Annotated in this window: 27 protein-coding genes, 1 tRNA gene and 1 other annotated feature; of the genes, 7 read left to right on the top strand and 21 right to left on the bottom strand. The window is 28.5% G+C overall.

Going from position 1 to position 26,368, the window contains the following annotated elements:
* Nucleotides 1–192 precede the first annotated feature (192 nt).
* Together J2Z71_RS06085 and J2Z71_RS06080 are read left to right on the top strand one after the other, a co-directional pair.
* The gene (locus J2Z71_RS06085; protein WP_210060991.1) at nt 193–408 is read left to right on the top strand and encodes a hypothetical protein; all 216 of its coding nucleotides are present in this window, start codon (nt 193–195) and stop codon (nt 406–408) included.
* Nucleotides 409–698: 290 nt separating this feature from the next.
* Entirely contained in the window at nt 699–1,556 is an 858-nt protein-coding gene (locus J2Z71_RS06080; RefSeq protein WP_210060990.1) for a GNAT family N-acetyltransferase, read from the top strand.
* Between the two features lie 41 nt (nt 1,557–1,597).
* Here J2Z71_RS06080 and serS read toward each other — a convergent pair whose 3' ends face one another.
* Both serS and J2Z71_RS06070 read right to left on the bottom strand, forming a co-directional pair.
* Entirely contained in the window at nt 1,598–2,887 is a 1,290-nt protein-coding gene (serS, locus tag J2Z71_RS06075; protein ID WP_210060988.1) for a serine--tRNA ligase, read from the bottom strand.
* 46 nt (nt 2,888–2,933) lie between these two features.
* Nucleotides 2,934–3,103 (bottom strand) — a binding site (T-box leader).
* 44 nt (nt 3,104–3,147) lie between these two features.
* On the bottom strand, nt 3,148–4,464 hold the full coding sequence (locus J2Z71_RS06070) for a hemolysin family protein (RefSeq protein ID WP_210060986.1): 1,317 nt from the start codon (nt 4,462–4,464) through the stop codon (nt 3,148–3,150).
* Between the two features lie 110 nt (nt 4,465–4,574).
* Here J2Z71_RS06070 and J2Z71_RS06065 point away from each other — a divergent pair, with 110 nt between their 5' ends.
* Together J2Z71_RS06065 and J2Z71_RS06060 are read left to right on the top strand one after the other, a co-directional pair.
* Nucleotides 4,575–4,940 (top strand): zinc ribbon domain-containing protein, encoded by a 366-nt coding sequence (locus J2Z71_RS06065; RefSeq protein WP_210060985.1) that lies wholly within the window; start codon nt 4,575–4,577, stop codon nt 4,938–4,940.
* A gap of 9 nt (nt 4,941–4,949) precedes the next feature.
* Nucleotides 4,950–5,561: a DUF4230 domain-containing protein gene (locus tag J2Z71_RS06060; protein ID WP_210060983.1), complete on the top strand. Its 612-nt coding sequence runs from the start codon at nt 4,950–4,952 to the stop codon at nt 5,559–5,561.
* 12 nt (nt 5,562–5,573) lie between these two features.
* Here the strand turns inward: J2Z71_RS06060 and J2Z71_RS06055 are convergent, their stop codons facing one another.
* Genes J2Z71_RS06055 through J2Z71_RS06035 form a run of 5 tightly spaced genes read right to left on the bottom strand, consistent with a single transcriptional unit; the run spans nt 5,574 to nt 9,614 of the window.
* Nucleotides 5,574–5,978, bottom strand: coding sequence for a metal-dependent transcriptional regulator (locus J2Z71_RS06055; protein ID WP_210060982.1), 405 nt, complete (start codon nt 5,976–5,978; stop codon nt 5,574–5,576).
* A gap of 4 nt (nt 5,979–5,982) precedes the next feature.
* On the bottom strand, nt 5,983–7,092 hold the full coding sequence (locus tag J2Z71_RS06050; protein WP_342590804.1) for a metal ABC transporter permease: 1,110 nt from the start codon (nt 7,090–7,092) through the stop codon (nt 5,983–5,985).
* Nucleotides 7,089–7,970, bottom strand: a complete 882-nt coding sequence (locus tag J2Z71_RS06045) for a metal ABC transporter permease (RefSeq protein ID WP_210060995.1) — start codon at nt 7,968–7,970, stop codon at nt 7,089–7,091. Before J2Z71_RS06045 ends, J2Z71_RS06050 begins: the two co-directional genes overlap by 4 nt.
* Nucleotides 7,963–8,685, bottom strand: a complete 723-nt coding sequence (locus J2Z71_RS06040) for a metal ABC transporter ATP-binding protein (protein WP_210060980.1) — start codon at nt 8,683–8,685, stop codon at nt 7,963–7,965. Before J2Z71_RS06040 ends, J2Z71_RS06045 begins: the two co-directional genes overlap by 8 nt.
* Before the next feature lie 8 nt (nt 8,686–8,693).
* Nucleotides 8,694–9,614 carry a metal ABC transporter solute-binding protein, Zn/Mn family gene (locus J2Z71_RS06035; RefSeq protein ID WP_210060978.1) on the bottom strand — a complete coding sequence of 307 codons (921 nt, stop codon included), beginning with the start codon at nt 9,612–9,614 and terminating at the stop codon, nt 8,694–8,696.
* 199 nt (nt 9,615–9,813) lie between these two features.
* Between J2Z71_RS06035 and rbr the strand changes: the two genes are divergently transcribed.
* Both rbr and J2Z71_RS06025 read left to right on the top strand, forming a co-directional pair.
* Complete coding sequence (rbr, locus tag J2Z71_RS06030) at nt 9,814–10,398, top strand: rubrerythrin (RefSeq protein WP_210060976.1); 585 nt, start codon at nt 9,814–9,816, stop codon at nt 10,396–10,398.
* A 63-nt stretch (nt 10,399–10,461) separates the two neighbouring features.
* A complete protein-coding gene (locus J2Z71_RS06025; RefSeq protein WP_210060974.1) occupies nt 10,462–11,088 on the top strand; it encodes a C39 family peptidase in 627 nt (208 codons plus the stop codon).
* 13 nt (nt 11,089–11,101) lie between these two features.
* Here J2Z71_RS06025 and J2Z71_RS06020 read toward each other — a convergent pair whose 3' ends face one another.
* From J2Z71_RS06020 to J2Z71_RS05990, 7 genes are all read right to left on the bottom strand, one after another.
* Entirely contained in the window at nt 11,102–12,109 is a 1,008-nt protein-coding gene (locus J2Z71_RS06020; protein WP_210060973.1) for a hypothetical protein, read from the bottom strand.
* Nucleotides 12,110–12,274: 165 nt separating this feature from the next.
* The gene (locus tag J2Z71_RS06015; RefSeq protein WP_210060970.1) at nt 12,275–13,285 is read right to left on the bottom strand and encodes an electron transfer flavoprotein subunit alpha/FixB family protein; all 1,011 of its coding nucleotides are present in this window, start codon (nt 13,283–13,285) and stop codon (nt 12,275–12,277) included.
* Nucleotides 13,286–13,303: 18 nt separating this feature from the next.
* The gene (locus J2Z71_RS06010) at nt 13,304–14,098 is read right to left on the bottom strand and encodes an electron transfer flavoprotein subunit beta/FixA family protein (RefSeq protein WP_210060969.1); all 795 of its coding nucleotides are present in this window, start codon (nt 14,096–14,098) and stop codon (nt 13,304–13,306) included.
* 18 nt (nt 14,099–14,116) lie between these two features.
* Complete coding sequence (locus J2Z71_RS06005; protein ID WP_210060967.1) at nt 14,117–15,259, bottom strand: acyl-CoA dehydrogenase; 1,143 nt, start codon at nt 15,257–15,259, stop codon at nt 14,117–14,119.
* 371 nt (nt 15,260–15,630) lie between these two features.
* Nucleotides 15,631–16,728 carry a SpoIIE family protein phosphatase gene (locus J2Z71_RS06000; protein ID WP_210060965.1) on the bottom strand — a complete coding sequence of 366 codons (1,098 nt, stop codon included), beginning with the start codon at nt 16,726–16,728 and terminating at the stop codon, nt 15,631–15,633.
* Nucleotides 16,729–16,772: 44 nt separating this feature from the next.
* Entirely contained in the window at nt 16,773–17,918 is a 1,146-nt protein-coding gene (locus J2Z71_RS05995; protein WP_210060963.1) for a THUMP domain-containing class I SAM-dependent RNA methyltransferase, read from the bottom strand.
* A 262-nt stretch (nt 17,919–18,180) separates the two neighbouring features.
* A tRNA-Lys gene (locus tag J2Z71_RS05990) sits at nt 18,181–18,256 on the bottom strand.
* 184 nt (nt 18,257–18,440) lie between these two features.
* On the opposite strand from J2Z71_RS05990, the gene J2Z71_RS05985 reads away from it, so the two are divergent.
* Nucleotides 18,441–18,779, top strand: a complete 339-nt coding sequence (locus J2Z71_RS05985; RefSeq protein ID WP_210060961.1) for a hypothetical protein — start codon at nt 18,441–18,443, stop codon at nt 18,777–18,779.
* A gap of 72 nt (nt 18,780–18,851) precedes the next feature.
* Here the strand turns inward: J2Z71_RS05985 and tuf are convergent, their stop codons facing one another.
* The 7 genes from tuf to J2Z71_RS05950 form a co-directional block, all read right to left on the bottom strand.
* On the bottom strand, nt 18,852–20,045 hold the full coding sequence (gene tuf, locus J2Z71_RS05980; RefSeq protein WP_210060959.1) for an elongation factor Tu: 1,194 nt from the start codon (nt 20,043–20,045) through the stop codon (nt 18,852–18,854).
* A gap of 66 nt (nt 20,046–20,111) precedes the next feature.
* Complete coding sequence (locus J2Z71_RS05975; RefSeq protein ID WP_210060958.1) at nt 20,112–21,275, bottom strand: MalY/PatB family protein; 1,164 nt, start codon at nt 21,273–21,275, stop codon at nt 20,112–20,114.
* Between the two features lie 23 nt (nt 21,276–21,298).
* The gene (locus tag J2Z71_RS05970) at nt 21,299–22,654 is read right to left on the bottom strand and encodes an MATE family efflux transporter (RefSeq protein WP_210060956.1); all 1,356 of its coding nucleotides are present in this window, start codon (nt 22,652–22,654) and stop codon (nt 21,299–21,301) included.
* A 203-nt stretch (nt 22,655–22,857) separates the two neighbouring features.
* Nucleotides 22,858–23,808, bottom strand: coding sequence for a 2-hydroxyacid dehydrogenase family protein (locus tag J2Z71_RS05965; protein WP_210060954.1), 951 nt, complete (start codon nt 23,806–23,808; stop codon nt 22,858–22,860).
* A gap of 166 nt (nt 23,809–23,974) precedes the next feature.
* Nucleotides 23,975–24,541 (bottom strand): cyclase family protein, encoded by a 567-nt coding sequence (locus tag J2Z71_RS05960; RefSeq protein WP_210060952.1) that lies wholly within the window; start codon nt 24,539–24,541, stop codon nt 23,975–23,977.
* Nucleotides 24,531–24,989 carry a MarR family transcriptional regulator gene (locus J2Z71_RS05955; RefSeq protein WP_210060950.1) on the bottom strand — a complete coding sequence of 153 codons (459 nt, stop codon included), beginning with the start codon at nt 24,987–24,989 and terminating at the stop codon, nt 24,531–24,533. The genes J2Z71_RS05960 and J2Z71_RS05955 overlap by 11 nt, the downstream gene beginning before the upstream one ends.
* A 109-nt stretch (nt 24,990–25,098) precedes the next feature.
* Nucleotides 25,099–26,367 (bottom strand): L-cysteine desulfidase family protein, encoded by a 1,269-nt coding sequence (locus J2Z71_RS05950; RefSeq protein WP_210060947.1) that lies wholly within the window; start codon nt 26,365–26,367, stop codon nt 25,099–25,101.
* Nucleotide 26,368: the final 1 nt, after the last annotated feature.

Raw genomic sequence — 26,368 nt, 5'->3', positions numbered from 1 at the left:
TTCAAAAAGCCTTAGGATACTTATCTCCCTTAGAATACAAATTAAAATATCTATAATATTTTATTTGATGTGTACTTGACAGGGCATAGTATCAAATAGTCCTTTTTTATTTTAGAAAAAAAACACCTTTATCTGTTATACTAAGTCTATAATAAAACAAAAAATAAATTACTTAAAATATAGGAGGAAACTATGAAAAAAGCTAAAATATTTAAAATAATAGCAATAATCGCCTTTGTACTATTAGTGCTATCAACAATTACATATTTTATATCTACAAAGACAAATGCCTTTGCAATTAATGATATTAACTTTGCAAAAGTATATAAAACACTATTTATTATAATATTATTATTTTCATCCTTTTCAGCATCAGCAAAAATGAAAGCAAAAGAAAAAAAAGACTAGAAATAGTCTTTTTTTAAATTATATAAAATATTACTTTTAAACTAAAATATGTTAATATATCTATATCACAAAGAAGGAGGTATATTACTTATGCTTAAACTTATTATAATAGCCTAAATTCAATGAGAATTTAATATGGTGTTAAAAGCTATAAATAGATAGCTTTATTTCTAATGCCTGCTATTAATAATAATTATAGGTAATATAACTTGAAAATTATAAAGTTTAATCTTACCCTAGAATATTTCTAGGGTTTTTTAGTGGGCATTTATTTTCTATGGAGGAAAAATATGAACTATGAATTTGTGAAAGACTATAAAAATAATGAAAAACTAAAAGAAAGTTTTAATAAACTTGCAATAAAAACCTTTGAGCTTGATTTTAGGTCATGGTATGAAAAAGGCTATTGGACTAATGACTATATTCCATACTCTTATAGCTATAACAATGAGATAATTGCAAATGTATCAGTAAATAAAATGGATTTAATAATAGATGATAAAATATATAAAGCACTTCAAATAGGAACAGTTATGACAGATGAAAGATTTAAAAATCAAGGACTTTCAAGAAAACTTTTAAACTATGTCCTAGAAGAATATAAAGATAAAGTTCAATTTATATATTTATTTGCCAATGAAGATGTACTTTCCTTTTATCCTAAATTTGGATTTAAAAGATGTTACGAATCAGAATATATACTAGATGTAAGTAAATATGAAAAACTAAATAAAATAGAAAAAGTTGAAAAATTAGACTTTAATACTCTAGAAGACTTTGCCAAAAATAAAAAAACTCTCTCCACTAAATTAGATTGTATAAATAATAATCTTTTAATGTTTTATTTTACAATAGCCCTTAGTGAAAATATTTACTATATAAAAGAACAAAATATCTTTATTATTATGGAAGAAGATGAAGATACAATTCATCTTTATGATATTATTTCAAAAGAAAATTATAATATAAATGACTTAATTAAAAATATAATTAATAAAAATACAAAAAATATTAAATTTTATTTTACAGCTAATAATATTAAAAACATTGAGGTAAATAAAATAGAAAATAATGATGATGCACTTTTTATATATGGACAAAATCCTTTAAAAGAAAACTTTGCATTTCCAATAACATCACATTGTTAATCAAAAAAGAGACCTATATAGGTCTCTTAATTTTTATTTAATTATTCATGTATTGGAACCATTTTATCTTTTCCACCCATATACATTTGAAGTGGTTCTGGAATTCTTACTGATCCGTCTTCTTGTAATAGATTTTCTAAAAATGCTATTAGCATTCTTGGTGGTGCTACTACTGTATTATTAAGTGTGTGAGCAAGATAGTTTCCGTTTTCTCCCTTAAGTCTTATATTAAGTCTTCTAGCTTGTGCATCGCCTAAGTTTGAACATGATCCTACTTCAAAGTATTTCTTTTGTCTTGGTGACCAAGCTTCTACATCTAGTGATTTAACTTTTAGATCTGCAAGGTCTCCTGAACAACATTCTAATGTTCTTACTGGAATATCTAAACTTCTAAAGAAGTCTACTGTGTTTTTCCAAAGTTGTTCATACCAATATTTTGAGTCTTCTGGTTTACAAATTACAACCATTTCTTGTTTTTCAAATTGGTGTATTCTATATACTCCTCTTTCTTCAATTCCATGTGCTCCTACTTCTTTTCTAAAGCATGGAGAGTAAGATGTCATTGTAAGAGGCATATCCTCTTCTGGATTTATAGTATTTATAAATTTACCTATCATTGAGTGTTCACTTGTACCTATTAGGTAAAGATCTTCTCCTTCGATTTTATACATCATATTTTCCATTTCTGAGAAGCTCATTACTCCTGTAACTACGTCTGATCTAATCATAAATGGTGGAATATAATAAGTGAATCCTCTATCTATCATAAAATCTCTTGCATAAGAAAGTATTGCTGAGTGAAGTCTTGCTATATCTCCTCTTAAATAGTAAAATCCATTTCCTGATGTTCTTCTTGAAGCTTCAAAGTCAACTCCATCAAATCTATCCATAATATCTACATGATATGGAATTTCGTATTCTGGAACTACTGGTTCTCCAAATTTTTCAAGTTCAACATTTTCTGTATCGTCTTTTCCAATTGGAACTGTTTCGTCCATCATTTGTGGAATAACCATCATTTTTTGTTTGAAATCTTCTGAAAGTTCTTTTTCACGAGATTCAATATTTTCAAGTTCATCATTTATTTTTTTAACTTCTGCTTTTGCTTCTTCTGCTTTTTCAATTTCTTTTTTTTGCATAAAGCCGCCAATTTCTTTTGAAGTTGCATTTCTTGTAGCTCTAAGTTCATCACCCTTAGTTTTTAATTGTCTTATTTCTTCATCAAGAGTAATTACTTCATCTACTAGAGGAAGTTTTGCATCTTGATATTTCTTTTTAATATTTTCTTTTACTAGTTCTGGATTTTCTCTAACAAATTTAATATCTAACATCTAATACCTCCATAAATTAATATAAAAAAAGAGCCTTCTACATCCCCAAAGGGACGAGAAAGCCCGCGTTGCCACCCTAATTAACTATATAAAATATAGTTCGCTTAAAATTAATAAACTCCAAGACGGATTCAAAAATTATCTTTATTAGCTTACACCAAATGCTAACTCTCTTTAAAAGACAAGTAATCTACTACTTCTTTTCATCGTTCATATGAAATTATTAATAATTATATCATATATTTGTTTTTTGTAAAATACTATTCATCTAATAGTGTCAGTTCAATCTTTTCTATTTTTTTATCTTTTACAGAAAGTTCTTTTAAAACAACTTTATCTTCATAGACTACTGAAAGATTAACTTGGTCTTCTTCTGGAATAAATCCAAGGAGTTCTATTAGTAAGCCTGATAGTGTCTCATGATTTTCAGAGTTTAATTCTATTCCTAATTTATCATTAACTGTATCTATTTCCATAGCTCCATCTATTAAATAAATATTTTTGTCGATTTTTTCAAGTGTAGGTTCTTCTTTATCATATTCATCTTCGATTTCTCCTACTATTTCTTCAACAATGTCTTCCATTGTTACCATTCCTGAAAATCCACCATATTCATCTATTAAAATAGCCATATAATTTTTTGTAAATTGTAACTCTTTTAATAATTGATCTATTTTTTTAGTTTCTGGTACAAAGTATGGCTCTTTTATGCAATTATCTAAATTTATTTTCTCATAACTATTTTCTGAATATTCTAAAAACAAATCTTTTATATAAAGTGTTCCTATAATATTATCTGTATTGTCTTTAAATACAGGCACTCTTGAATATCCCATTTCAAGCATTTCTCTAACTGTTGATTCGTTAAATTCATTATAATCAACCATATATATTGATGTTCTAGGTGTCATTATTTCATAGGCCATCTTATCATCAAAGTCCATGATTTTTACTATCATTTCTTCTCCTGATAGATTTATTACACCTTGTTCTTGAGATACTCTTATATAGGATTTAAGTTCTTCTTCTGAAATTTTCTCCTCTACATCTTCTGAATATTTTCCTATTATTTTTAAAATTACAATAGTTGAAAATGATAGAAATTTTACAAAGGGATAGGCTATTTTTGATACTATTCCAATTGTTCCTGCTGATCTCATTGCAACTGCTTCAGCATTTTGAAGTGCTATTCTTTTTGGAACTAATTCTCCAAATACTAATGTTATATAAGATAGTATTAAAGTAACTAGTATTAATGCAAATGTTCTTGCATAGGGCACTCCAAGTCCATCAAAGACTATTGCAAGATCTCTTGATATTGTTGATGCTGCTGATGCTGATGAGAAAAATCCAGCAAGTGTTATTCCTACTTGAATTGTAGATAAAAATCTAGTTTGGTCATTAAGTACATTTAAAAGCGTTATTGCTTTTTTGTCTCCTTCTTCTGCTAAGGTGTTGATCTTATTTTTGTTACAAGATACCATTGCCATTTCAGCAGATGCAAAAAATGCATTTACAAATGTTAATAAAAATATAATAAATAATTGTGGCAATAAACTCGATTCGCCAGGTTCCATTTAACTTCCTCCATTATTAATTTTGTCTAATTTTATCTATTATAGCAATTAATTATTAATTAATCTATAAATTTTTATACTTTTTTGATAATATGTCTAAAGGTGATATTATGTTTTTTATATTTGGAATAAACCAAAAAGAAGAAAAAATAAATTATAATTCTAACTTATTTATACATAGTTGTGGTAAATATGGACGTATTGAAATTTATAAGACCTATATGACATTATCAATATTTTTTATACCCACTTTTAAGTGGAGTAAAAAGTATTATGTAAAATATAATTGTTGTAATGAAGTTTATGAACTAGATAAAAGTATTGGAGAAAGAATTCAGTCTGGAGAAAATTTAGAAATTAAAGAAGAATATTTAATAAATTTTTATTATAAAGATACTAGAAAAGTATGTAGTAATTGTGGTAGTATATGGAATGAATTTTATGAATTCTGTCCGAAATGCGGCAATAAGCTATAAGGAGGTATTATGAAAAATAAAAGTTTAAAGAAAAGCATTTTTCTTATTATTTTAATAGTTTTCCTTTCAGGATCTTTATTTTTTCTTGGACTTAAAAAGGGACAAGACAATTCAAAGCCTGAGATTACATCTAGTTTAATAAATAATAGATTATCTTCAGTAAAAGAACTTGTAACTACTGAATATCATTATAAAAATATGGGATCTTTTCAAAATCAAAATACATTTTACGGTTTAAATCTTCCCTTTACAGAAAAAAAGTTTATTATTTCCTATGAAGGATTAATTAAAGTTGGAGTTGACCTAAATAATACTAAGGTTTCAATTAGTGATAATAATATAGATATTATTATTCCCAGTTCTAAAATTATATCTCATGAAATAGATGAGGATTCTATTAAAATATTTGATGAAAAAACTTCTATTTTTAATCCTATTAAGGTAGAAGATTATGCTTCTTTTTCATCTGATCAAAAATCTAAAGTTGAAAAAGATGCTCTATCAAAGGGTTTGATTAAAGAAGCTAATGAAAAATCAATTAAGTCTATTAAAGAAATTATTAATCTTGATCCAAATCTTTTAGACTACAATTTAAACATAAAAATAAGCTCTAATAAATAGAGCTTATTTTTTTTATTTATCTTCGTTTAGATAAATAGGATTTCCCTTTGGGCTTTCCTTTGGATAGCCTAGGAATTTATTTAAAGCATCTTTTAGTTTGTCATTTGTAACATGCTCTAAAAGATCTGCTTGTTCATGTGCATCTTCAATTTCAAAGTCTAAATGTTCTTTTAAAAATTGTTCCCATAGTCTATGTTTAGAAATAACTTCTTTTGCAACCTCAATCCCCTTTTGAGTTATTACAATTTTTGTTCTTTCTATTTTTACAAGACCATCTTCTCTAAGCTTTCTAGTCATCTCACTTACTGAAGGTCTACTTACCTTTAGCATATCTGCAACGTCCTTATTTGTTGCAAATCCATGTTCTTCTTGCAATCTAAAGATTGCTTGAATATAATCTTCCCTATTTGGACTCATATAATCACATCCCGTATATAAATTTTATTTTTTCGTATTTCTCGAATCCCTTTTTTGTTAACCTATAAGTTTCTAGTTCGTTATACCTATAAACTATACCCTGATTTATTAATTTACTAGCAACTTTTTTTAATTCTTCCTCACTCCAATTTAAATGGTCTTTTATTGTATTAATACCAAGCTCTTTAGATTCATCTGTTTCCCCCATATGATTTCCAATATGCATTAGCATTAGTTCCATTTTAAATTGTTCTTTTCTTTTTCTACTTAGAATAATTGAAGTAATAAGTCCTTTTCTATTAAACATAAATGTTAAGAAAAATGTTATTCCTGCAATTACTGCTGTCATACCAGACATTGACACATTAAAATATAATGATAAATAATAACCAAGTATTGAGTTTACTAAAGAGTATAGTAAAGTTGCTATTAACATATTCTTTAGGTCCTTAGTTATTAAATAAGCTGAAGCTGCTGGTGTTATTAAGAAGGATACAACTAATATTGCTCCTACTGCTTCAAAGGCAACTACTGCTGTTAATGAAGACAATGTCATTAGTGTATAAAATAATATTGTTGCTGAAAAACCTGCTATTGTTGCAAATTCTTCATCAAATGTAGAAATTTTTAATTCTTTAAAAAATACTACTACAAATATTAAGTTTAGCAAAAACATTATAGACATTTGAAATAAAGATTTAGGAACTGATAGTCCTAAAATATTTATTCGATTTAAAGGAGACATTATAACTTCTCCCATTAGTACCATGTCTGTATCAAGGTGAACATTTCTTGCATATTTAGTAATTAAAATAACAGCTATTGAAAAGAATAGTGGAAATACTATTCCAACTGCATCATCACTTTTTACAAGTCCTGTACTTGATAACATTTCTATTGCAAATACTGTAAATACTCCAAAAAGTGCTGCTCCTATTATTAAAAATGGAGATGTAATATCCTTAGTTATAAAATAAGCAAGGACTATTCCAAGTAGCACTGAGTGAGATATTGCATCAGATACCATTGACAATTTTCTTAACATTAGAAAGGATCCTATTAAAGCACAAGCCATTGATGTCATAATTAAGACATATAGAGATTCTATCATCATAGGATTTTCCTCCTCATTTTCAAATTAGCTAAAAGTCCATGGGGTCCAACTATTAATGAGAAAAAAGCAAAAATTGTCATAATAAGTATAATTGTAGGTCCTGTGCTCATACCACTATACACCGTAGAAATATATGTTCCAATTATTGCTGAAATTCCTCCTACGATTCCTGCTATAAGAAGCACTACGCTAAACTTATTACTCCATTGCAAAGCTGTAATTGCAGGCACTATAAGAAGTGCTGATATTAAAATTGCACCTACAACTTTTAATCCTGCTGATATTAAGCTCATTGTCATAAATAGTATTATACCATTTAATACAGTAGTATTCATACCAATTGTTCTTGCATAGTTCTCATCAAATACAAAAAGTTTTATTTCTTTATAAAATATTATTAAAATTAATAAAGAAAATATTGCTACTGCAAGGATTAGCTTTATATCCTTAGCCATAATATATGCAGCTTGTCCAAAAATATAGTTTTGAATTCCTGATTGCGATGCTCCTTGATAATTTGGATTTCCTTGAATATGACTTTTAAGAACCATACCAAGTCCAAAAAATGAGGACAATATTATGGCAAGAGTTGCATCTAAATCTAGTTTTGAATTTTTATTAATTACTTGAATTAAAATAAATGCAATAGATCCAGATATTAAAGCTCCTAAAAGTAGTATTAGTGGATCTCTTTGCATAAATAGCATAAAGGCTAAAATAATGCCTGGAAAAGATGCATGACCAATTGCATCACCTATTAAAGATTGTCCCTTTAAAACAGTTATACAGCCCACAGAGCCTGCTGCTACTGCAAGGATTAGTGTACCAAGAGATACAACTAAAAAAGAATAACTTGTCAAAACTTCAAGATTAATCACCACTATCACCTCCAAAAGCCAAATCTAGATTTTCTCTAGTAAATGTACTTTCTACAGGCCCTTGTGCCACAATCCTTTTATTTAATATTACAACATGATCAAAATATTCAGGAAGTGTATTTAAATCATGATGAACTACAATAGAAGTTTTTCCCTCTTTTTGTGATTTCTTTAAAAAATCCATAATTATTTTTTCAGTTTTTTTGTCAACGCCTGCTAAGGGTTCGTCCATAAAATAAATCTCAGCATCTTGTGCAATAGCTCTTGCAATAAAAACTCTTTGTCTTTGACCACCTGATAATTCTGAAATTTGTCTATCTTTAAAATCATACATATCAATAGTCTTTAGTGCATCTTCTGCTTTTTTATAATCTTCTTTTCTAGGTCTTTTAATCCAGCCTAGATGGACATATCTTCCCATTAAAACTACATCCATTACAGTAGTTGGAAAGTCCCAATTTACAGAGCTTGCTTGAGGAATATAGGCAATTTCTTTTTTTACTTCTTTTAGTGGTTTATCCATTATTAAAACACTACCTGATAAAGTTTTTTTAAGTCCTAATATTCCCTTTAAAAGAGTTGATTTTCCAGCTCCATTTGGTCCAATAATAGCCGTTCTTGAACCTTTAATTATATCTACATCATTATCCCATAAAACTGGCTTATCATGATAAGCCATAGTTAAATCTTCAACTTGTACAATTACATCTTTCATATTTCCCCCTATTTCAAATTATCTACTATTAGCTTTACATTGTGTCTATACATTGAAATATAAGTATCTCCAATTTCACCACTTGGCGCTAAAGAGTCTGAAAATAATTCATTATCATCTCCCTTAACTACCTTTACATCAAAGTTTTTAGATAAAGCAGCTTCTTTTAGCTTATCCATTCTAGCAGGATCAGTAGTTGACTCTGCAAAAATAGCTTTGATTTTATTTTCTACGATAAAATCAACTGTACTTTGAATCTCTTTATTTGCAACCTCTGAATCTGTACTCATTCCCTGTGGTGCAAGAACTGGCATATTATAATATCTTGAAAAATAATTAAAAGCATCATGTGGTGTTATTAAAAATCTTCTATCTTCTGGAATTTCTGATAAAAGTTTTTTATTTTCTTCATCTAAATCATCTAATTCTTTTAAATAGTTCAAAGTATTATTTTCAATTTCTTTTTTGTGTTCAGGTAAAAGTTCAATTAATCTCTTACTTACACTTTCAGTAGCTTTTTTATATAAATCTATATTAAACCAAAAATGCGGATCTATAATTTCACTTCCATCTTCTTGCATAGTTCCAACCTCTTCACTTTTAAAATTCTCAGAAGCAGCATATCCCCTTTGCTCCAAGACCTCTGACATTTTTCCTTCAAAATGAAGTCCATGATATAAAAGTAAATCAGTATCTAAAATCTTTTCTAAGTCCCTTGGTTTTGCAACATATAAATGTGGATCTTCTCCAGCAGGTATAATAAGTCTTCTATTTACATATTCCCCTGCAAGCTGATCTACCATATCGTATAAAAATGAGGTAGTTACTGTTACAATTTTTTTACTCTCATCTATATCTTCTTTTTTTATATTATTACAACCAACTAATGTAAAAACTAATAAAATAATTGCTAAAATTTTTCTTTTCATAAGCCCCCCTTAACATTTATTTTATACCCAGTATTTGCTATTAGAACTTCCTTATTTATAAGAATAATATAGATTTAAATCTTTGTCAATGATAATTAATATCAATTAATTTATCTATCTTATAGTTTATTTATTAATTTATTGTGGTATATATAATAAGTAAGTTAAAGGAATTTCATATTTTAAATAGGGGGATTAAATGAAAAGTTTAAAAGGAACTCAAACAGCAGTTAACTTAATGAAGTCTTTTGCAGGAGAATCTCAAGCATCAATGAGATATAAATACTATGCAAAACAAGCTAGAAAAGAAAAATTAATTCAAATAGCAGATATTTTTGAGGAAACTTCAAGGAATGAAGACGAACATGCTAAAAGATTCTATAAATTCTTAAATAAAGATTTACTAGATGAAGCAATAGAAATAACAGCAGGTTTCCCAGTACATTTAGCAGATACTAAAACTAATCTTGTAGCAGCAGCTCAAGGAGAAAACGAAGAACATACTACTATGTATCCTGAGTTTGCAAGAGTTGCTAAAGAAGAAGGCTTTGACGAAATTGCACATGTATTTACAGAAGTTGCAGAAGTTGAAGAAGCTCATGAAAAAAGATATTTAAAACTTCATGAAAATATGGTTAATGAAACTTTATTTAAAAAAGACGAAGTTGTTCTTTGGAAATGTAACAACTGTGGATATATCCACGAAGGTAAAGAAGCTCCTGCTCTTTGTCCTGCTTGTGCACATCCACAAGGATACTTTGAAGTATTTAAAGAAACATATTAATTTTTTAAATATTATGATAGACTCTACTTGTGTAGAGTCTTTTTAATTTTAAGAGGTGATTAATTGAATAAAAAATATTATGAATATGAAGTTATAGATTATTTATATGGCTATATAAAAGACAATTATAATGGTGCAAATTTACTTGAAGAAAAAACTATTGAACTTGAAAATTTTATACAAAATGATTTTTCTAGTAAAAACAAAAACTGTTCTCTAGTTGCAATTACTAGAATAATAAAATACTATTCTGCCAATATTGATATTATTCCAAAAAACGAGCAAGAAATATTTATCCAAGTTTTTAATATTGCACTATCCTATGGATTTAACGAAATAACAGGAACTCACCCTACAAAAATTGACAATATTATAAGTGATTATTTTAATGAATATAATATAAAAGTAGAATCTAAAGGACATTATTTCCCAAACTTTTATAATCCTTTAAAAAGTGAAATAGATAATAATAGACCTTTAGTGATGAATATTGCCTTTGGAAAATACAGCAATCACTCTGTTACTATTACTGGATATAAGATTTTTAAATATAAAGGCATGAAAATTAAATTTATAGAACTTTTTGATGGCTGGACAAAAAAACATTCATATATTGACTACAATATCTTTGCCCATTCCCTATTTTCTGTAAATGTTTACTCTTTAAATAGTCTTAAAATTTTAGATTAAAAAAGAAGCTAGTTTATTCTCTAGCTTCTTTTTCTTTTAAATCTCTTATTTGATTTTTTAAGTATTCTATTTCTTCTTTTAATTTATTTATTTCTTTATCTTCATTTGATTCATTAAATTTATATGTTTCTTCAATAGTCATTGCAAGTATATTATTAAATCTACTATTGTTTATATTTTCTTCTAAAAAGATTTTTGATTTTTTAAGAACACTTGAATAATAATCTTCAAAATCAATTATTTCAATAGTATTTGAATTTCTAAGCACTAAAAGCTCTGCTGATTTTATAGAATGTAATATCTGATCTAAAAGAGAATTATAATAATCTATTAATATAGAGCTAAATCTTTCAATATTATTTAATATTTCCATTTGTGAATTTATTGACTTTTCATAAAAATCATAAAAATCAATATTTTCTAGCTTTTCTTTTGCCTCTAGAATTTTATCTTCATTTTCTATTAAATCTATTCCTGATTTTAATTCAAATTCAGATTCTTTTATATTTAAAATTTCACTTAATGGAGTCATAATCTCCTCCATAAGTTCATTTGATTTTTCTAAAATATTAATATAATTTTTATAAATATCTCTATATCCTCTTGAAGATATTAATATTAAATATTTTTTTACATATTTTAAATAATCAACTTTTAATTCTTCTAAGGCTATTTCTTCAGATGTTATTTCTTTATTATAAGATGCACTTATTAATTTATAAAAACTATATTCTCTTGTCATATCATTGAATACATCTATTGGTCTTTTAAAAAGAGCATTGTGAATTGTCTTTTCATCTTTCCAAACTTCTTTTTCTTCTGGAAGAAAAATTTCCATAGATTTAATTAGCTCTAGTGAAGATTTATAAAATTCTTCTCTTAAACTTTTATTTAATTTTTCTATTTTATAAAAATAATTAATATACTCCCCTTTATTGTCTATTGATTTTAAATTCTTTTTCCAAGAATTAATAATATTATTTTGTGAATTAAATATATCTTTGTATAAATTTTCTTCCATTTTACTTCTCCATTATGTACTTATCCTTTAAGGATAAGCTTTAATTTTAATATAATTTAGGGATTCGACACTAATTATTAATTGTGTATTTGTATACTAAATTACCCTAGTTTATCTTTTTTTAAACAAAAAAGACTCTGAATAATCAGAGCCTTTTATATTATATTAGTTAATTTCAGCTTTAATTGCTTTTTCTCTTTCAATAGCTGCTGCAAGTTTTGGAACTATTGCATTAACATCTCCAACAACTCCAAGATCTGCTACTTCAAAGATTGGAGAATCAGCATTTTTGTTAATTGCTATGATAAGATCTGAATCTTCCATACCAGCTAAATGTTGAATAGCTCCTGAAATACCCATTGCAAAGTAAAGTTCTGGTCTTACAGTTTTTCCTGTTTGACCTACTTGACGGTCTTTTTCAACCCATCCTGCATCTACTGCAGCTCTTGATGATGATATTTCAGCACCAAGTGCATTTGCAAGTTTTTCAAGTGGTTGGAATCCTTCTGGTCCACCAACTCCACGTCCACCTGATACTAGGATATTTGCTTCTGTAATATCTTTTTTCTTTGATTCTAATTTTAAAATTTCTTTAACAGTTACATTTACATCTGCATCTGTAAATTCAATTTTTTCTTCAATGATTTCGCCTTTTCTTGATTCATCTGTATCAAGAGCTTGCATAACTCCAGGTCTAACTGTAGCCATTTGTGGACGGAAGTCTTCACAAAGGATAGTAGCCATTAAGTTACCACCAAAAGCTGGACGAGTCATCATTAAATTCTTAGATTCTTCATCTATTTCTAGTCCTGTACAGTCAGCAGTAAGTCCTGTATGGATTCTTGCTGCTAGTCTTGGTGCTAAGTCACGTCCTATTGATGTTGCACCATAGATTGCAATTTCAGGATCATATTTTTTTACTATTTCATTAATTGCTTTTGCATATGGTTCTGTTGTATATTCTTTAAGTCTTTCATCTTCAACAAGGATAACTTTGTCAGCTCCGTGTTTAATTAAAATGTCAGCTTTAGATTTTACATCTGAACCTAGAAGCATTGCAACTACATCTTGATTTAAAGCATCAGCAAGTTCTCTTGCCTTACCTAATAATTCTATACCTACTTTTTGTATAGTATTGTCTCTTTGTTCTACAAATACAAATACATCTTTGCTCATTTAGTACACACTCCTTACTTAGATAATATACTTCTCTTGAAGTTTCGCAACAATAGCTTGTGCTGCATCGTCAGCTGTAAGATCTGTTAGAAGAACACCCTTACCTTTTCCTTGTCTTGGGAAAGATTTTTTAACTTTTGTAGGTGATCCCTTTAGACCAATATTAGATAAATCTAATTTGTCTTTAATATCATCTAAGCCCCAAACAGTGATGTCTTTTTTATAAGCATCAAATATTTTTCCAATAGTCATATATCTTGGTTCAGCAAGTTCTGTAAGTGCTGTAACAACACATGGCATTTTTGCTTCAATTACATGATATCTATCTTCAAATTGTCTTTTAACAATAACTTTGTCGCCTTCAACTTTTAAGTCTTCTGCATAAGTTACTTGTGGAAGTCCTAAATGTTCAGCAATTTGAGGTCCAACTTGTGCTGTATCTCCGTCAATTGCTTGTCTTCCTGTTATGATTAAATCATAATCAAGGTGTTCTAATGCTCCAGCTATAGTACATGAAGTAGCCCAAGTATCTGCTCCTCCAAATGCTCTATCTGTTACAAGAACTCCTTCGTCAGCTCCCATTGCAATAGCTTCTCTAAGAACTGCTTCTGCTTGTGGAGGTCCCATTGAAACAACAGTGATTTCTACATCTTCAGGATTATTGTCCTTAATGCGAAGTGCTGCTTCTAGACCCGCTTTATCATCGGGGTTAATTATACTTGGAACTCCATCTCTAATTAAAGTATTTGTTACTGGATCAAGTCTAACTTCGTTAGTGTCCGGTACTTGTTTTATACAAACAACTATTTTCATAATTATTACCTCCGATTATTAATTTACGCCCATCCAACCAGATACTACCATTCTCATTACTTCAGAAGTACCTTCGTAAATCTCAGTAATTTTAGCATCTCTCATCATTCTTTCAATTGGATAGTCTCTTGTATATCCGTATCCACCAAATAATTGTAGACATCTTCTTGTTACATCTGATGAAGTTTCAGCTGCAAATAATTTTGCCATAGCTGCTTCATGAGAGTATGGAAGTTTATGTTGTTTACTATCTGCTGCTCTATAAACTAAAAGTCTAGCTGCATCAGTAGCTGTTTGCATATTTGCAAGTTCAAATTGAGTGTTTTGGAATTGTGAAAGTCTTCTTCCAAATTGTTTTCTTTCTTTTACATACTCAACTGTTTCATCAATAGCTCCTTGAGCAATTCCTAGAGCTTGTGATGCGATTCCGATTCTACCACCATCAAGAGTTTTCATAGCTAAACCAAAGCCCTTTCCTTCTCTTCCTAGTAAGTTTTCTTTTGGAATTCTACAGTTTTCAAATATTAACTCACAAGTAGATGATCCTCTGATTCCCATTTTGTCTTCAACTTTACCAATTGAGAATCCTGGTGTTCCTTTTTCTACGATAAATGCAGAAATACCTTTAGTACCCTTTGATTTATCAGTCATTGCAATAATGATGAATGTATCAGCGATTCCAGCATTAGTTATGAAAATCTTAGTTCCGTTAAGGATATATTCGTCTCCATCAAGAACTGCGATAGTTTGTTGTCCTGAAGCATCTGTTCCTGCTCCTGGTTCAGTAAGTCCAAAAGCACCAATTTTTTTACCACTTAGTAGGTCTGGTAAATATTTTTTCTTTTGTTCTTCTGTTCCGTGTTCATAAATAGGTGCTGCACAAAGAGATGTATGCGCTGAAACGATTACACCAGTTGTAGCACATTTTTTTGATAGTTCTTCAACAGCCATAGCATAAGCTATATAGTCTGCACCTTGTCCACCATATTCTTTTGGAAATGGTATTCCGAAGAAACCATATTGTGCCATTTTCTTTACATTTTCCATTGGAACTTCTTCAGTAGCATCAGTTTCTGCTGCCATTGGTTGTACTTCGTTTTCTGCAAATGCTTGATACATATCGCGAAGTAAAAGATGCTCCTTGTCCATTCTAAAATCCATTTAAAATCCCCCTCACACTTTATTATAATCAGGTAAAAGAATGTTAATTAAATAACATGCCATACTCCATATTATAGCATTTATTACAATATTTACAAGATAATAAAATCTATAATATTTTTTATATTATAGTCTCTAAAACGCTATTACAACAATATATAGCTATTTATTGTATATTACATGATATTTATCAAAACATTATCCTGAAATATTTTGTTTTAAAAAAATGCACCTAATTATTCAATTAGGTACTTAAAGTATTATATTTATAAATAAACTCTTATATATAGTCATATTTTTTATTATGATTTTGTATAAGAAACTTCTATTGTATAGTAGAATTAAAAAAACTGCATTTTAAATGCAGTTTTCTACCATACCTTTATAAGAAGAGCTGTTATGTCATCTTTTTGCTCAGCATATAAAAAATCCATAAGCTCTTTATTAATAAGTTCTAATTCATCAACTGATTTTTCCTTTAAAATTTTACCAATTCTCTCAGTTCCAAAGGGCTCTTTTTTTCTATTTTCCGTTTCAGTAACTCCATCAGTCATAAATAAAATCTTATCTGAACAATCTAAGTTTATATAATAATCTTCATATTCAACTCCTGCAAAAAATCTAGATATTGGAAATCCCGTAGTTTCAAGATTTACTAAATTTTCTCCATCGTATAATAATGGTGATGGAAAATGTCCTGCATTTGAGAATATAAATTTACCAGTTTTCTTATTATATACTCCATAAAAAAATGTAAAGTATATTTCTATATCTAAATTAAGTATTGCAAATCTCTTATTTACTTCACCAATTGTCTTTGATGGTTTTAAAAGTTTTGCAACAGATAAATTTCTAATTAAAAGTCTAATAAACATAGTAACCATTGATGATGCAAATCCATGTCCTACAACATCTGCAACATAAATTCCTATATTATCATTATTTATTTTAAAGGCATCAAACATATCTCCACTAAGCATATCTGATGGCTTATACATATAATCTATTTCTAAATTTGATAGAAATCCCTTTTCAGGCAGAAGTGATTGTTGAATTTTACTTGCTTGAATCATCTCAACAGTCATTTGCTTATTTCTATTTATAATTTCTCTTTGAAGTTTCTTTTCATAAGTTGTATTTCTAAAGACTTCAACTGCCCCAATTATTTCTCCACGTGCTCCAATAATCGGAGAGCATTTTACAGAATAAGACTTTCCATCAAGATTTTCCTCTCTTTGAATAATCTCCCCTGTTTCTAATGTTCTTCTAGTAATATCAGATTTTAAAAAAGTCTGATTTAAATTACAAGTAAGAGTCTCAGTATCATATCCTAGAGTTTCTTCCATGGCTCTATTAACAAAAACAACACTATTATTAGTATCAATAACTCTAACTAAATCTGCAATACCATTTAAAATTTGATAATTTAATTTTGTCTTTTCATAGTAGTTTTTAATAACAGAATCCATCATTTTCAACTCCTTCACTAGATTATATCATAAATAGTAATTAATTATTTATTTTTTGTCTTTTTCTCAGGTCTTGGTCCATAATATTGATAATAATCAGTTTTTATACGACCATTATAAAGTTTTCTCTTTCTGTCTGCCTTTTTGCCAAATTGTGATTCAAACTCCTCATCTGCTGTTATTGCATATACAGACCAAGTTGGAATAGTTTTACATAATTTTCCAAGTTCTCTTATAAGCTCTGGAGCTTCATCTGCACCAATTCTTACACCATAAGGTGGATTTGTAATTATAACTCCATAATCATCAGGTAAATCAAGTTCACGAATATCTTTTTCAAAGAACTTAATATCTTCTTCTAGTCCAAGAATTTCCGCATTATTTTTTGCTATATGAATTGCAGCAGAAGAAATATCTGATGCATATATTTCAAGTTTTTTCTCATAATCTATTTTTTCATAACATAATTTTTTTTCTTCTTTATAAATTTCTTCATCCATAAAAAAGAAGTTTTCAAAATCAAATTTTCTCATAAGTCCTGGTGCAATATTTTTTGCTATCATTGCAGCTTCTATTGGTATAGTTCCTGATCCACAGAAAGGATCACAAAGCATTCTATCTTCATTCCAATAAGATAATAAAACTAAAGATGCAGCAATAGTCTCTGAAATAGGAGCTTTATATGATGCCTCTCTATATCCTCTTTTATGAAGTCCATCTCCTGAAGTATCAAGAGTTATAGTTGCAATATCTTTAAATAGAGAAACTTCAAGTTTGTATCTTTCAGCTGATTTTTCAAACCAAGATACATTATAAGTTTGTTGTAGTTTTTTAATAATTGCCTTTTCAGTTATACTTTGACAGTCTGAAATAGAAAATAGTTTAGACTTTACACTTTTTCCCTGTACTATAAAATTTCCATCAACAGGAAGTATTTTATCCCAATCAATTTTATAAGTTTTTTCAAATAATTCCTCAAAGCTAAGTGCTTTAAAAGAATCTATTTTTATTAAAACTCTTTCAGCTGTTCTCAAATTTAAATTTAAAATTGCAATATCTCTCAAAGTTCCTTTAAGTTCAACTTTTCCATCTGAAACCTTTAAATCATCATATCCCAATGCTAAAAGTTCTCTTTTTGTAACCGCTTCTAATCCAAAATTTGTAGTTGCGATAATATTAATATTATTCATTATTACACCTCTATACAATTATACAAAATTATAAACTAAATTACTATTAGAAGGTGAACTTAAATTAATTTATTAAATAAACCAACAAATCTTTTTAGTAATTTACAACCGATTTAATACTTTAAATTTCCATTTATATTATATATGTTTTAGACATAAAAATAACTATTTTCATTTATATTTAATATTTTAAATTTATTTCTTATAAACTATATAATTTTTCGTAAAAAAATATCCTTAGATAAAATCTAAGGATATTATATGGTGCACCTTCAGGGACTCGAACCCTGGGCCCACTGATTAAGAGTCAGTTGCTCTACCATCTGAGCTAAAGGTGCATAACTCATCAACAAAAGATATTATACAGCTATTTTTAATTCATGTCAATAAATATATTATAAATAAGTTAAAAAATATTTAATATACTTTTACCCCATTTATTTAAATACTAATTGTTAGTTTAACTTCTTTATTGTGGTATAAGTTAAATGTAGCTATTTCTTTTATTTGAAAGGAGTAAAAATGAAAAAATATTTATTTTATGCAATGAAAGGTGAAAAAATGTGTTTTGCACATTTGCTTATGAATGCTATTGATTTACATGAGGCTGGAAATGAAGTTAAGATTATTTTTGAAGGTCAAGCTGTTAAACTTCCTAAGGAATTAATAGAAGAAGATAATCCACTTTATAAAAAGGCTGTTGAAAACAATTTAATTGCAGGAATCTGCCTTGCATGCTCAAAGATGCTAGAAGTATATGATTTTAATAAAGATCTTCCATATCCTCTATTATCAGATATGATGAATCACGCTGGTATGAAACCATTTATTGAAAAGGGATATGAAGTTATTGTTATGTAATTAAATGTTTTAAATCAAATAATATTCAATACAAAAAAAGAGCCTAGATATCTAGGCTCTTACTTTTTATAATTAATCTAGAAGTTTTGAAACAACTCCTGAAGCTACAGTTCTTCCGCCTTCTCTAATTGAGAATCTAAGTCCTTCATCCATAGCGATAGGTGTAATTAAATCTACTTTAAAAGTAGCATTATCTCCAGGCATTACCATTTCCATACCATCTGGTAATTGGATATCTCCAGTTACATCAGTAGTTCTGAAATAGAATTGTGGTCTATATCCGTTAAAGAATGGAGTATGTCTTCCTCCTTCTTCTTTACTTAGAACATAAACTTCTGCTTCAAAAGCTGAGTGAGTTTTGATTGATCCTGGTGCTGCAAGAACTTGTCCTCTTTCGATTTCTTCTCTTTGAACACCTCTTAAAAGAGCTCCGATGTTATCTCCAGCTTGAGCTTGGTCAAGTTGTTTTCTGAACATTTCCACTCCAGTTACAACAACTGTTCTAACTTCTTCAGTAAGTCCAACAAGTTCTACGTTGTCTCCTACTTTTACAACTCCTCTTTCAACTCTACCAGTTGCAACAGTTCCTCTTCCTGTGATTGAGAATATATCTTCTACTGGCATTAGGAATGGATGCTCTGTATCTCTTATTGGTTCTGGAATATATTCATCTACTTCTTCCATAAGTTTTACAATTTTATCTCCCCAAGGTCCATCTGGTTCTTCAAGAGCTTTAAGAGCTGAACCTACAACTATAGGAGTTCCATCTCCATCAAAGTCATATTCATCTAGTAAGTCTCTTACTTCCATTTCAACAAGTTCAATAAGTTCATCATCATCAACTTGGTCTTGTTTGTTTAGGAATACTACCATTTTTGGAACACCAACTTGTCTTGCAAGTAGGATATGCTCTCTTGTTTGTGGCATTGGTCCATCTGCAGCTGATACTACAAGTATAGCTCCGTCCATTTGAGCAGCTCCTGTGATCATGTTTTTAACGTAGTCAGCATGGCCTGGACAGTCAACGTGAGCATAATGTCTATTTGGAGTTTCATACTCAACATGAGAAGTAGAGATAGTAATTCCTCTTTCTCTTTCCTCTGGAGCCTTATCAATATTAGCGTAATCTACGAATTCTCCTCCACCATATCTCTTGTTCATTATAAGAGTTATAGCAGCTGTTAAAGTTGTCTTTCCGTGGTCAACGTGACCAATTGTTCCAATGTTAACATGCGGTTTAGTTCTTTCAAATTTTGCTTTTGCCATTATTAATTATCCTCCCTAATTTAAAATTAATAGTTAAGTTCATAATACAATAAAGCAATAAATACTTCAACTCTCTATAGCAATTTTTAGCCTATTTAAGCTGTCTTTAAGTACAGATTTTGGACAAGCTAAATTAATTCTTATAAAACCTTCCCCTTCTTCACCGAAAAAATATCCTTGATTTACATAAAATTTAGCTTTTTCAACTAAAAACTTCTCTAATTGATTTTTATCTAAACCAAGACTTCTTAGATCTACCCATGTAGCATAAGTTCCTTCTAAAGGAGATACTACTGATCCATTGATATTTTCTTCAAAGAAATTTTTGGTATATTTGTAGTTTTCTTCAACTACATTAATCATTTCTTTCATCCAGTCTTTACCATATTTATAAGCAGCCTTTGTTCCTACAAAACCAAGTGCTGGAACTGCTAAATGTGGTTTTTCTAGTTCTTTTAAAAAGGCTCTTTTTATTAATTTATTAGGAATAATAATATTTGAACATGTAAGTCCTGCAAGATTAAAAGTTTTAGATGCAGCTGTAGATACTACAACACTATCTAAATAATCTCCTGCAACTTTTAATATAGATGTAGTTTTAAATCCGCTCATTGTTATATCAGACCAAATTTCATCACTAATAATTAAAATATTATATTTCTTTGATATTTCAACTATTTTAGTTAACTCATCTTCTGTCCAAACTCTACCTACTGGGTTATGAGGGTTACAAAATATTATAGCTTTATTTTTTGGATCTGCTGCTAAATCTTCAAATTTTTCAAAATCAATTTTATAATATCCATCTTTATTTATAAGAGGACAATTTATAACATTTCTATTTGCAGCTTCTACAGAAGCAGTAAATGGATGATATACAGGTTTGAAAATTATAATTCCATCATCTTCCTTAGTTAATGTAAGTATTAAATAATATAAAGCACTTACTACTCCAGGAGTTGATACTATATATTCTTCTTTAATGTCTAAATCATGTATATCCTTTTGCCATTTTACAACTTCTTCTAGATAATCATCCATATATGTTGTATACCCAAGTATATTATTTTCTATATAATTTATTAATTCTTTTTTTATTTCTGGAGCTGTGTTAAATTCCATATCCGCAACAGAAAATGGAACTATTAATTCTTCAAAATCCTCAACAGGCATCCACTTTCTAGATCCTTTACCTCTTCTATCACAAATTGTTTCAAAATCATATTTCATAAGATGCCTCCTTAAGGCTAAAATTAATTAGTTCTTACTTTTAGTGAGTCAATTTCTTTAAATGCAAATTTCTTTAAGAAAAATGTACATGCAAATGCATCCACAACCTCAGCTATTGGATATGCCCACCAAACTAGAGATAAATCTCCCTTTAAACTTAATAAATAAGCTACTGGCAGTAATACAAGTATAAGTCTTAAAAATGTAATCATTAATGATAATACTCCATTTCCAAGCGCTTGAAACACTGAAGCAGATACTACACTTATTCCTGCAAATAAAAATGATACAGAAATAATTCTAAGTGCTTTAGATCCTATTTCAAGTAATTCATCTGATGCATTAAATACTTTTAATAATTGATTTGGGAAAATTTGGAAAATCAAAAATCCAATACACATTATTGAAACACCAGCAATTAAAGAATATTTTATAGCTTTTTTTGCTCTATCTGGTTTTGCTGCTCCAAAATTATATGCAAGTATTGGTACCATACCATTTACAAGACCAAATACAGGCATAAATACGAAAGATTGCATTTTAAAATATGCTCCATAAGCTGCAAGTGCTGTATCTGAAAATTTTGATAATATCTTGTTGAAAAAGTAAACTGTAACTCCAGTTAGAGATGTCAATATTATTGAAGGAATTCCTACAACATATATTTTTTTAATAGTTTCAAAATGTGGTTTTATTCCACTTATATGAACTTCTGTATTATATTTTCTTTCAAATATCATACCTAAAATTGCCGCTAAAATTTGTCCCATTACTGTTGCAATAGCTGCACCCTTTACTCCCATTTTTGGAAATCCTAAAAGTCCGAATATTAAAATAGGGTCCATTATAATATTAGTTACTGCTCCAACTATTTGCATAATCATAGTAAGCATAGATCTTCCCGTTGCTTGAAGAAGTCTTTCCATTGTTATTTGCATAAAAATACCAGCAGAAAACATCGTAACTACAGAAATATACTCCACTCCATAAGCTATTATTCTAGGATCTTGAGTTTGAGATCTATAAAAAGCTTCTGAACCTACAATACCAAAAATAAAAAATACTACTGTATAAATAATTGCAAGTAATACTCCATTTTCTGCAGCTAAATTTGCCTGCTTGAGATTTTTCTCTCCAAGAGAACGTGATAATAATGCATTAATACCAACTCCTGTACCTACAGCTATACCAATCATTGTATTTTGAATTGGAAAAGCAAGTGAAACAGCTGTAAAAGCTTGTTCATTTAATTGAGATACAAAAAATGAATCAACAACATTGTAGAGAGCTTGAATAAACATTGATATCATTATAGGTAACGAAACCTCTACTAAAAGTTTACCTATTGGCGTAGTGCCCATCTTGTTTTCTTTTGTCATATTTTCTTCCTTTCTACTATACGAAAATATTAAATTTTAAATATTAAATTTTCATTTATAAATATACTACTAGAATTTTTAAATTGCAAACTTTAGAATATGTATATTTATACTTACAAACATATTATTTTATAGCAATTATCTGTTTTTTTCAATATTATATGTAATTTTTTCATAAAAAAAGAATAGCTAAGCTATTCTTTTTAATTTACTTTATTTCTTGGAGTTTTACCCTCTTTATAATCTAATAAATTATAAAAAGCAGCATCTCCCATTTCTCCTCTTGCTTCATAAGTTGCATTTCCTAAATGAGGCTCTAAAATTATATTTTTAAGAGTTAAAAGTTCCTTAGAAACCTTAGGCTCAAACTCATATACATCAAGAGCAGCTCCTGCAATTTTTTCTTCTTTTAATGCTCTAATAAGCGCCTTCTCATCTACTAAAGGTCCTCTTGCTGCATTTATTAAAAAGGCACTTTTTTTCATATTATCAAACTCTTTATCAGAGATCATATGATGAAGTTCTTTAGCATAGGCTGAGTGAAGTGATATAAAATCTGCATTTTCTATTACTTCTTCCCGTGACATATATTTAGCTCCAAGAGATTCTATATCTTCTTTTCTATTTCTTGAATAGTAAATTACATTCATTTCAAAAGAAAGACATCTTTTAGCCAAATTCTTTCCTATATTTCCCATTCCAATTATTCCAACGGTTTTATTTCTAAGTTCAGAGCCTAAAAAATATGTCGGTCTCCATCCATAAAACTTATTATTTCTTACTTCCTCATCTCCTCTTACTAGATTTCTAGCAAGACATAATATAAGTCCAAAAGAAAGTTCAGCCGTTGAAACTGCTGATGATGGTGCAGGTGCATTTGTAACTATGATATTTTTTTCTTTAGCATATTCAATATCAATATTGTCAAATCCTGCGCCATAATTTGCTATAATTTTTAAATTTTTACCACTATCTATAATATCTTTATCAATCTTATCAGACAGTGGACATAAAATGGCTTCTGCATCAGATACACCATTTATTATCTCTTCTTTGCTTAAAGGTATTTCAGAATTATGATATATAATTTCAAAATTTTCATTTAACATTTCATATATCTTTTCTGGAACTCTACTTGTTACAAAAACTTTCATACAATAGCTCCTTTCAACAAAAATGCTTTTATTTTTTAATCTTCTACTAAATATTCTACATATTTATTATACATCAAAATTTTTAAATATTTAAGTATTACTTTAATATAATACCTTATGATAGATAGTTTATAAATTTAATTTACATACAAATAATATAGTAATATTAATCTCTCTTTTCCGCTATTACTCTACATCTTAGACCTGTTGCTTCTTTATCTTCAAGCCACATTGTATAAATATTCATTTCATCAAAATTAATTTTATCTAAATTAGATAAGTTTTCTATTACATATACATTTTTTTCTTCACAGTACTTATCAGCTTCTGTATGTTCACCTGCTCTTCTTATTCCTGCAGCGTCAATTCCAATAAATGCCACTTCTTTTTTAGCAAGATATTTAATTAAATCCTGTGAAAGTTCTGGATGATCTTTAAAATATTCAACTGTTCCATAAGTTTTATTTATTCTATCAGTTCTAAATAATACAAAATCACCTTTTTTTATTTCATATTTTTCAACATCTTTAATATCTATTTCTCTTTTTTCACTATAAGAAGATGCATCTATTAATACACCTCTTGTCTTAAAATATTCTAGTGGAATTTCACTTTTTAAATATGTGTCTAAATGTGTTCCAACATGACCTAGTGCAATATGCTTTTTTTCTTGTTTTGCAAGCCAAGGCTCTACAAGCTCTTCTCTTACCTTTGTAGTTAAATCAATTATCATTTTCTTCCTCCTTTATTATAGACTCCAAATAATTATTAAAGTTTTCAATAAAGTTTAATACCTTATCTAAATCTTTTTCATCTATAGTATCTAAATAACTTAAATCTCTTTCTTCCCACTTTCTATGAGCTTCTTCATGCTTATTAAATAAATCCTTACCTTTATTTGTCAGCTTATAGATTACTTCCTTTTTATTATCTTCAAGGGAAGTTATATATATAAGTTCTTTTTTTTCTAATTTTCTTGTAATCTTACTTATTGCACCACGAGTCATATTAAGTTTGTTTGCAATATTTACACCATTTGGCTTTTCAAGTTTTCCAATTGCCTCTATACAGTGCGCCTCTGTGTTTGAGTATTCATCAAATAAATCTTCATTCATTAAATTACTTAAAATTTCTTGGTTATTATATAATTTTGTAAATTCTTCTAATAAAACTTTTTTCATATTGCCTCCTTTTGTTTCCTAAGAAACAATATATTCATAATACATATTTATTGTTTCCTTGTCAACATTATTTTAAAAATAAAAAAATAGCCCCCTAAGGAGCTACATTTTACTTTTCAAATTCTTTTATATATTCTTTATTTCCAAGCATTTCATTTAATATAACTTCATCAGTAGATTTCATACCATATCTTGCAATTCTGCCAACTGACTCCATTGTTTCCTCTAGCGAATTCATTACAATTCCATCTCCTGCTTCAAAACTTTCTTTAAATTTCGCTTGATCATAAGCTAAGAAAGCATTTCTTAAACTTGATGCTATTTTCATTGCACAAGATGGTTTAGCTCCATCACAAATAAGTCCTGAATTACCAGCAAGTGAGTTTGAAAGTGTCTCTTTTATTATAGATTTTTCTTCTTTTTCTAAGAAAGCTATTCCCGCAACTGCAGCTGATGAAGCTGAAACAACACCACAATATGCAGATAATTTTCCAATTCCTTGTTTTAAATAAAGCCCTAATAAATTTGCAAATATTAATGCTCTATAAAGTTCATCATCGCTAAAGTTCTTTTCACGAGCATAAATTATAATTGGAACAGAAACAGTTATTCCTTGATTTCCTGATCCTGAATTTATTACAACTGGCTTTTCACATCCACTCATTCTAGCATCTGAACCTGCTGATGCATAAGCTACCATTTTTTCAACAAAATCATCCTTAGAAGTTTTAAGTATTATACTTCCAATATTTGAGCCCCAGCTATTTTCTATTCCCTCATTTGCAATTGCAATATTGTAATTAATTTGATCATCTAAAAGATATTTAATGTCGCTATAATCTTCATTTTTTGCAAAATCATATATTTTTTCAAAAGAAAACTCTACATTTCCATCATCTGTATTTTCTTCTTTTTTCTCAAATATAACTTCATTATTTTTAAGAATTTTCACAATATTAGTATGATCTTTTTCTAGTATTACAATTGCAGAATTATCACCTTTAATTGCCTCAACTTCAATATAAAGATTTGAAACATTTGGCATAAGTTCCATTTCAACTATTCCATCTTTAATTAATTCATCTGCCTCAGAAAGTTTTGATTTGTCCATATTCTCTAAAACTTGAAGTTCCTTAGAAGCATCACCATAAAGCGCACCTGAAACTAGAGATATTTCAATACCCTTTCTTCCATCAGTTCCTGGAACTTTTACACTATGAGCATTTTTTATTATATTTCCTGAAAGTTTTGATTTAATTTTTTCAGGTTTCTCTTCAAGTATTTCACTTGCCTTTGCAGCAGCATAAGCTAGTGCAATTGGCTCTGTACATCCAAAAGCTGGAATTAATTCTTTTTTCATATAATCTTTATAATTCATA

It is taken from the genome of Peptoniphilus stercorisuis, assembly GCF_017874395.1.
Classification (GTDB): domain Bacteria; phylum Bacillota; class Clostridia; order Tissierellales; family Peptoniphilaceae; genus Anaerosphaera; species Anaerosphaera stercorisuis.
The sequence above is the reverse complement of the archived record's forward strand: the minus strand, read 5'-3'. Positions and strand labels throughout refer to the sequence as shown.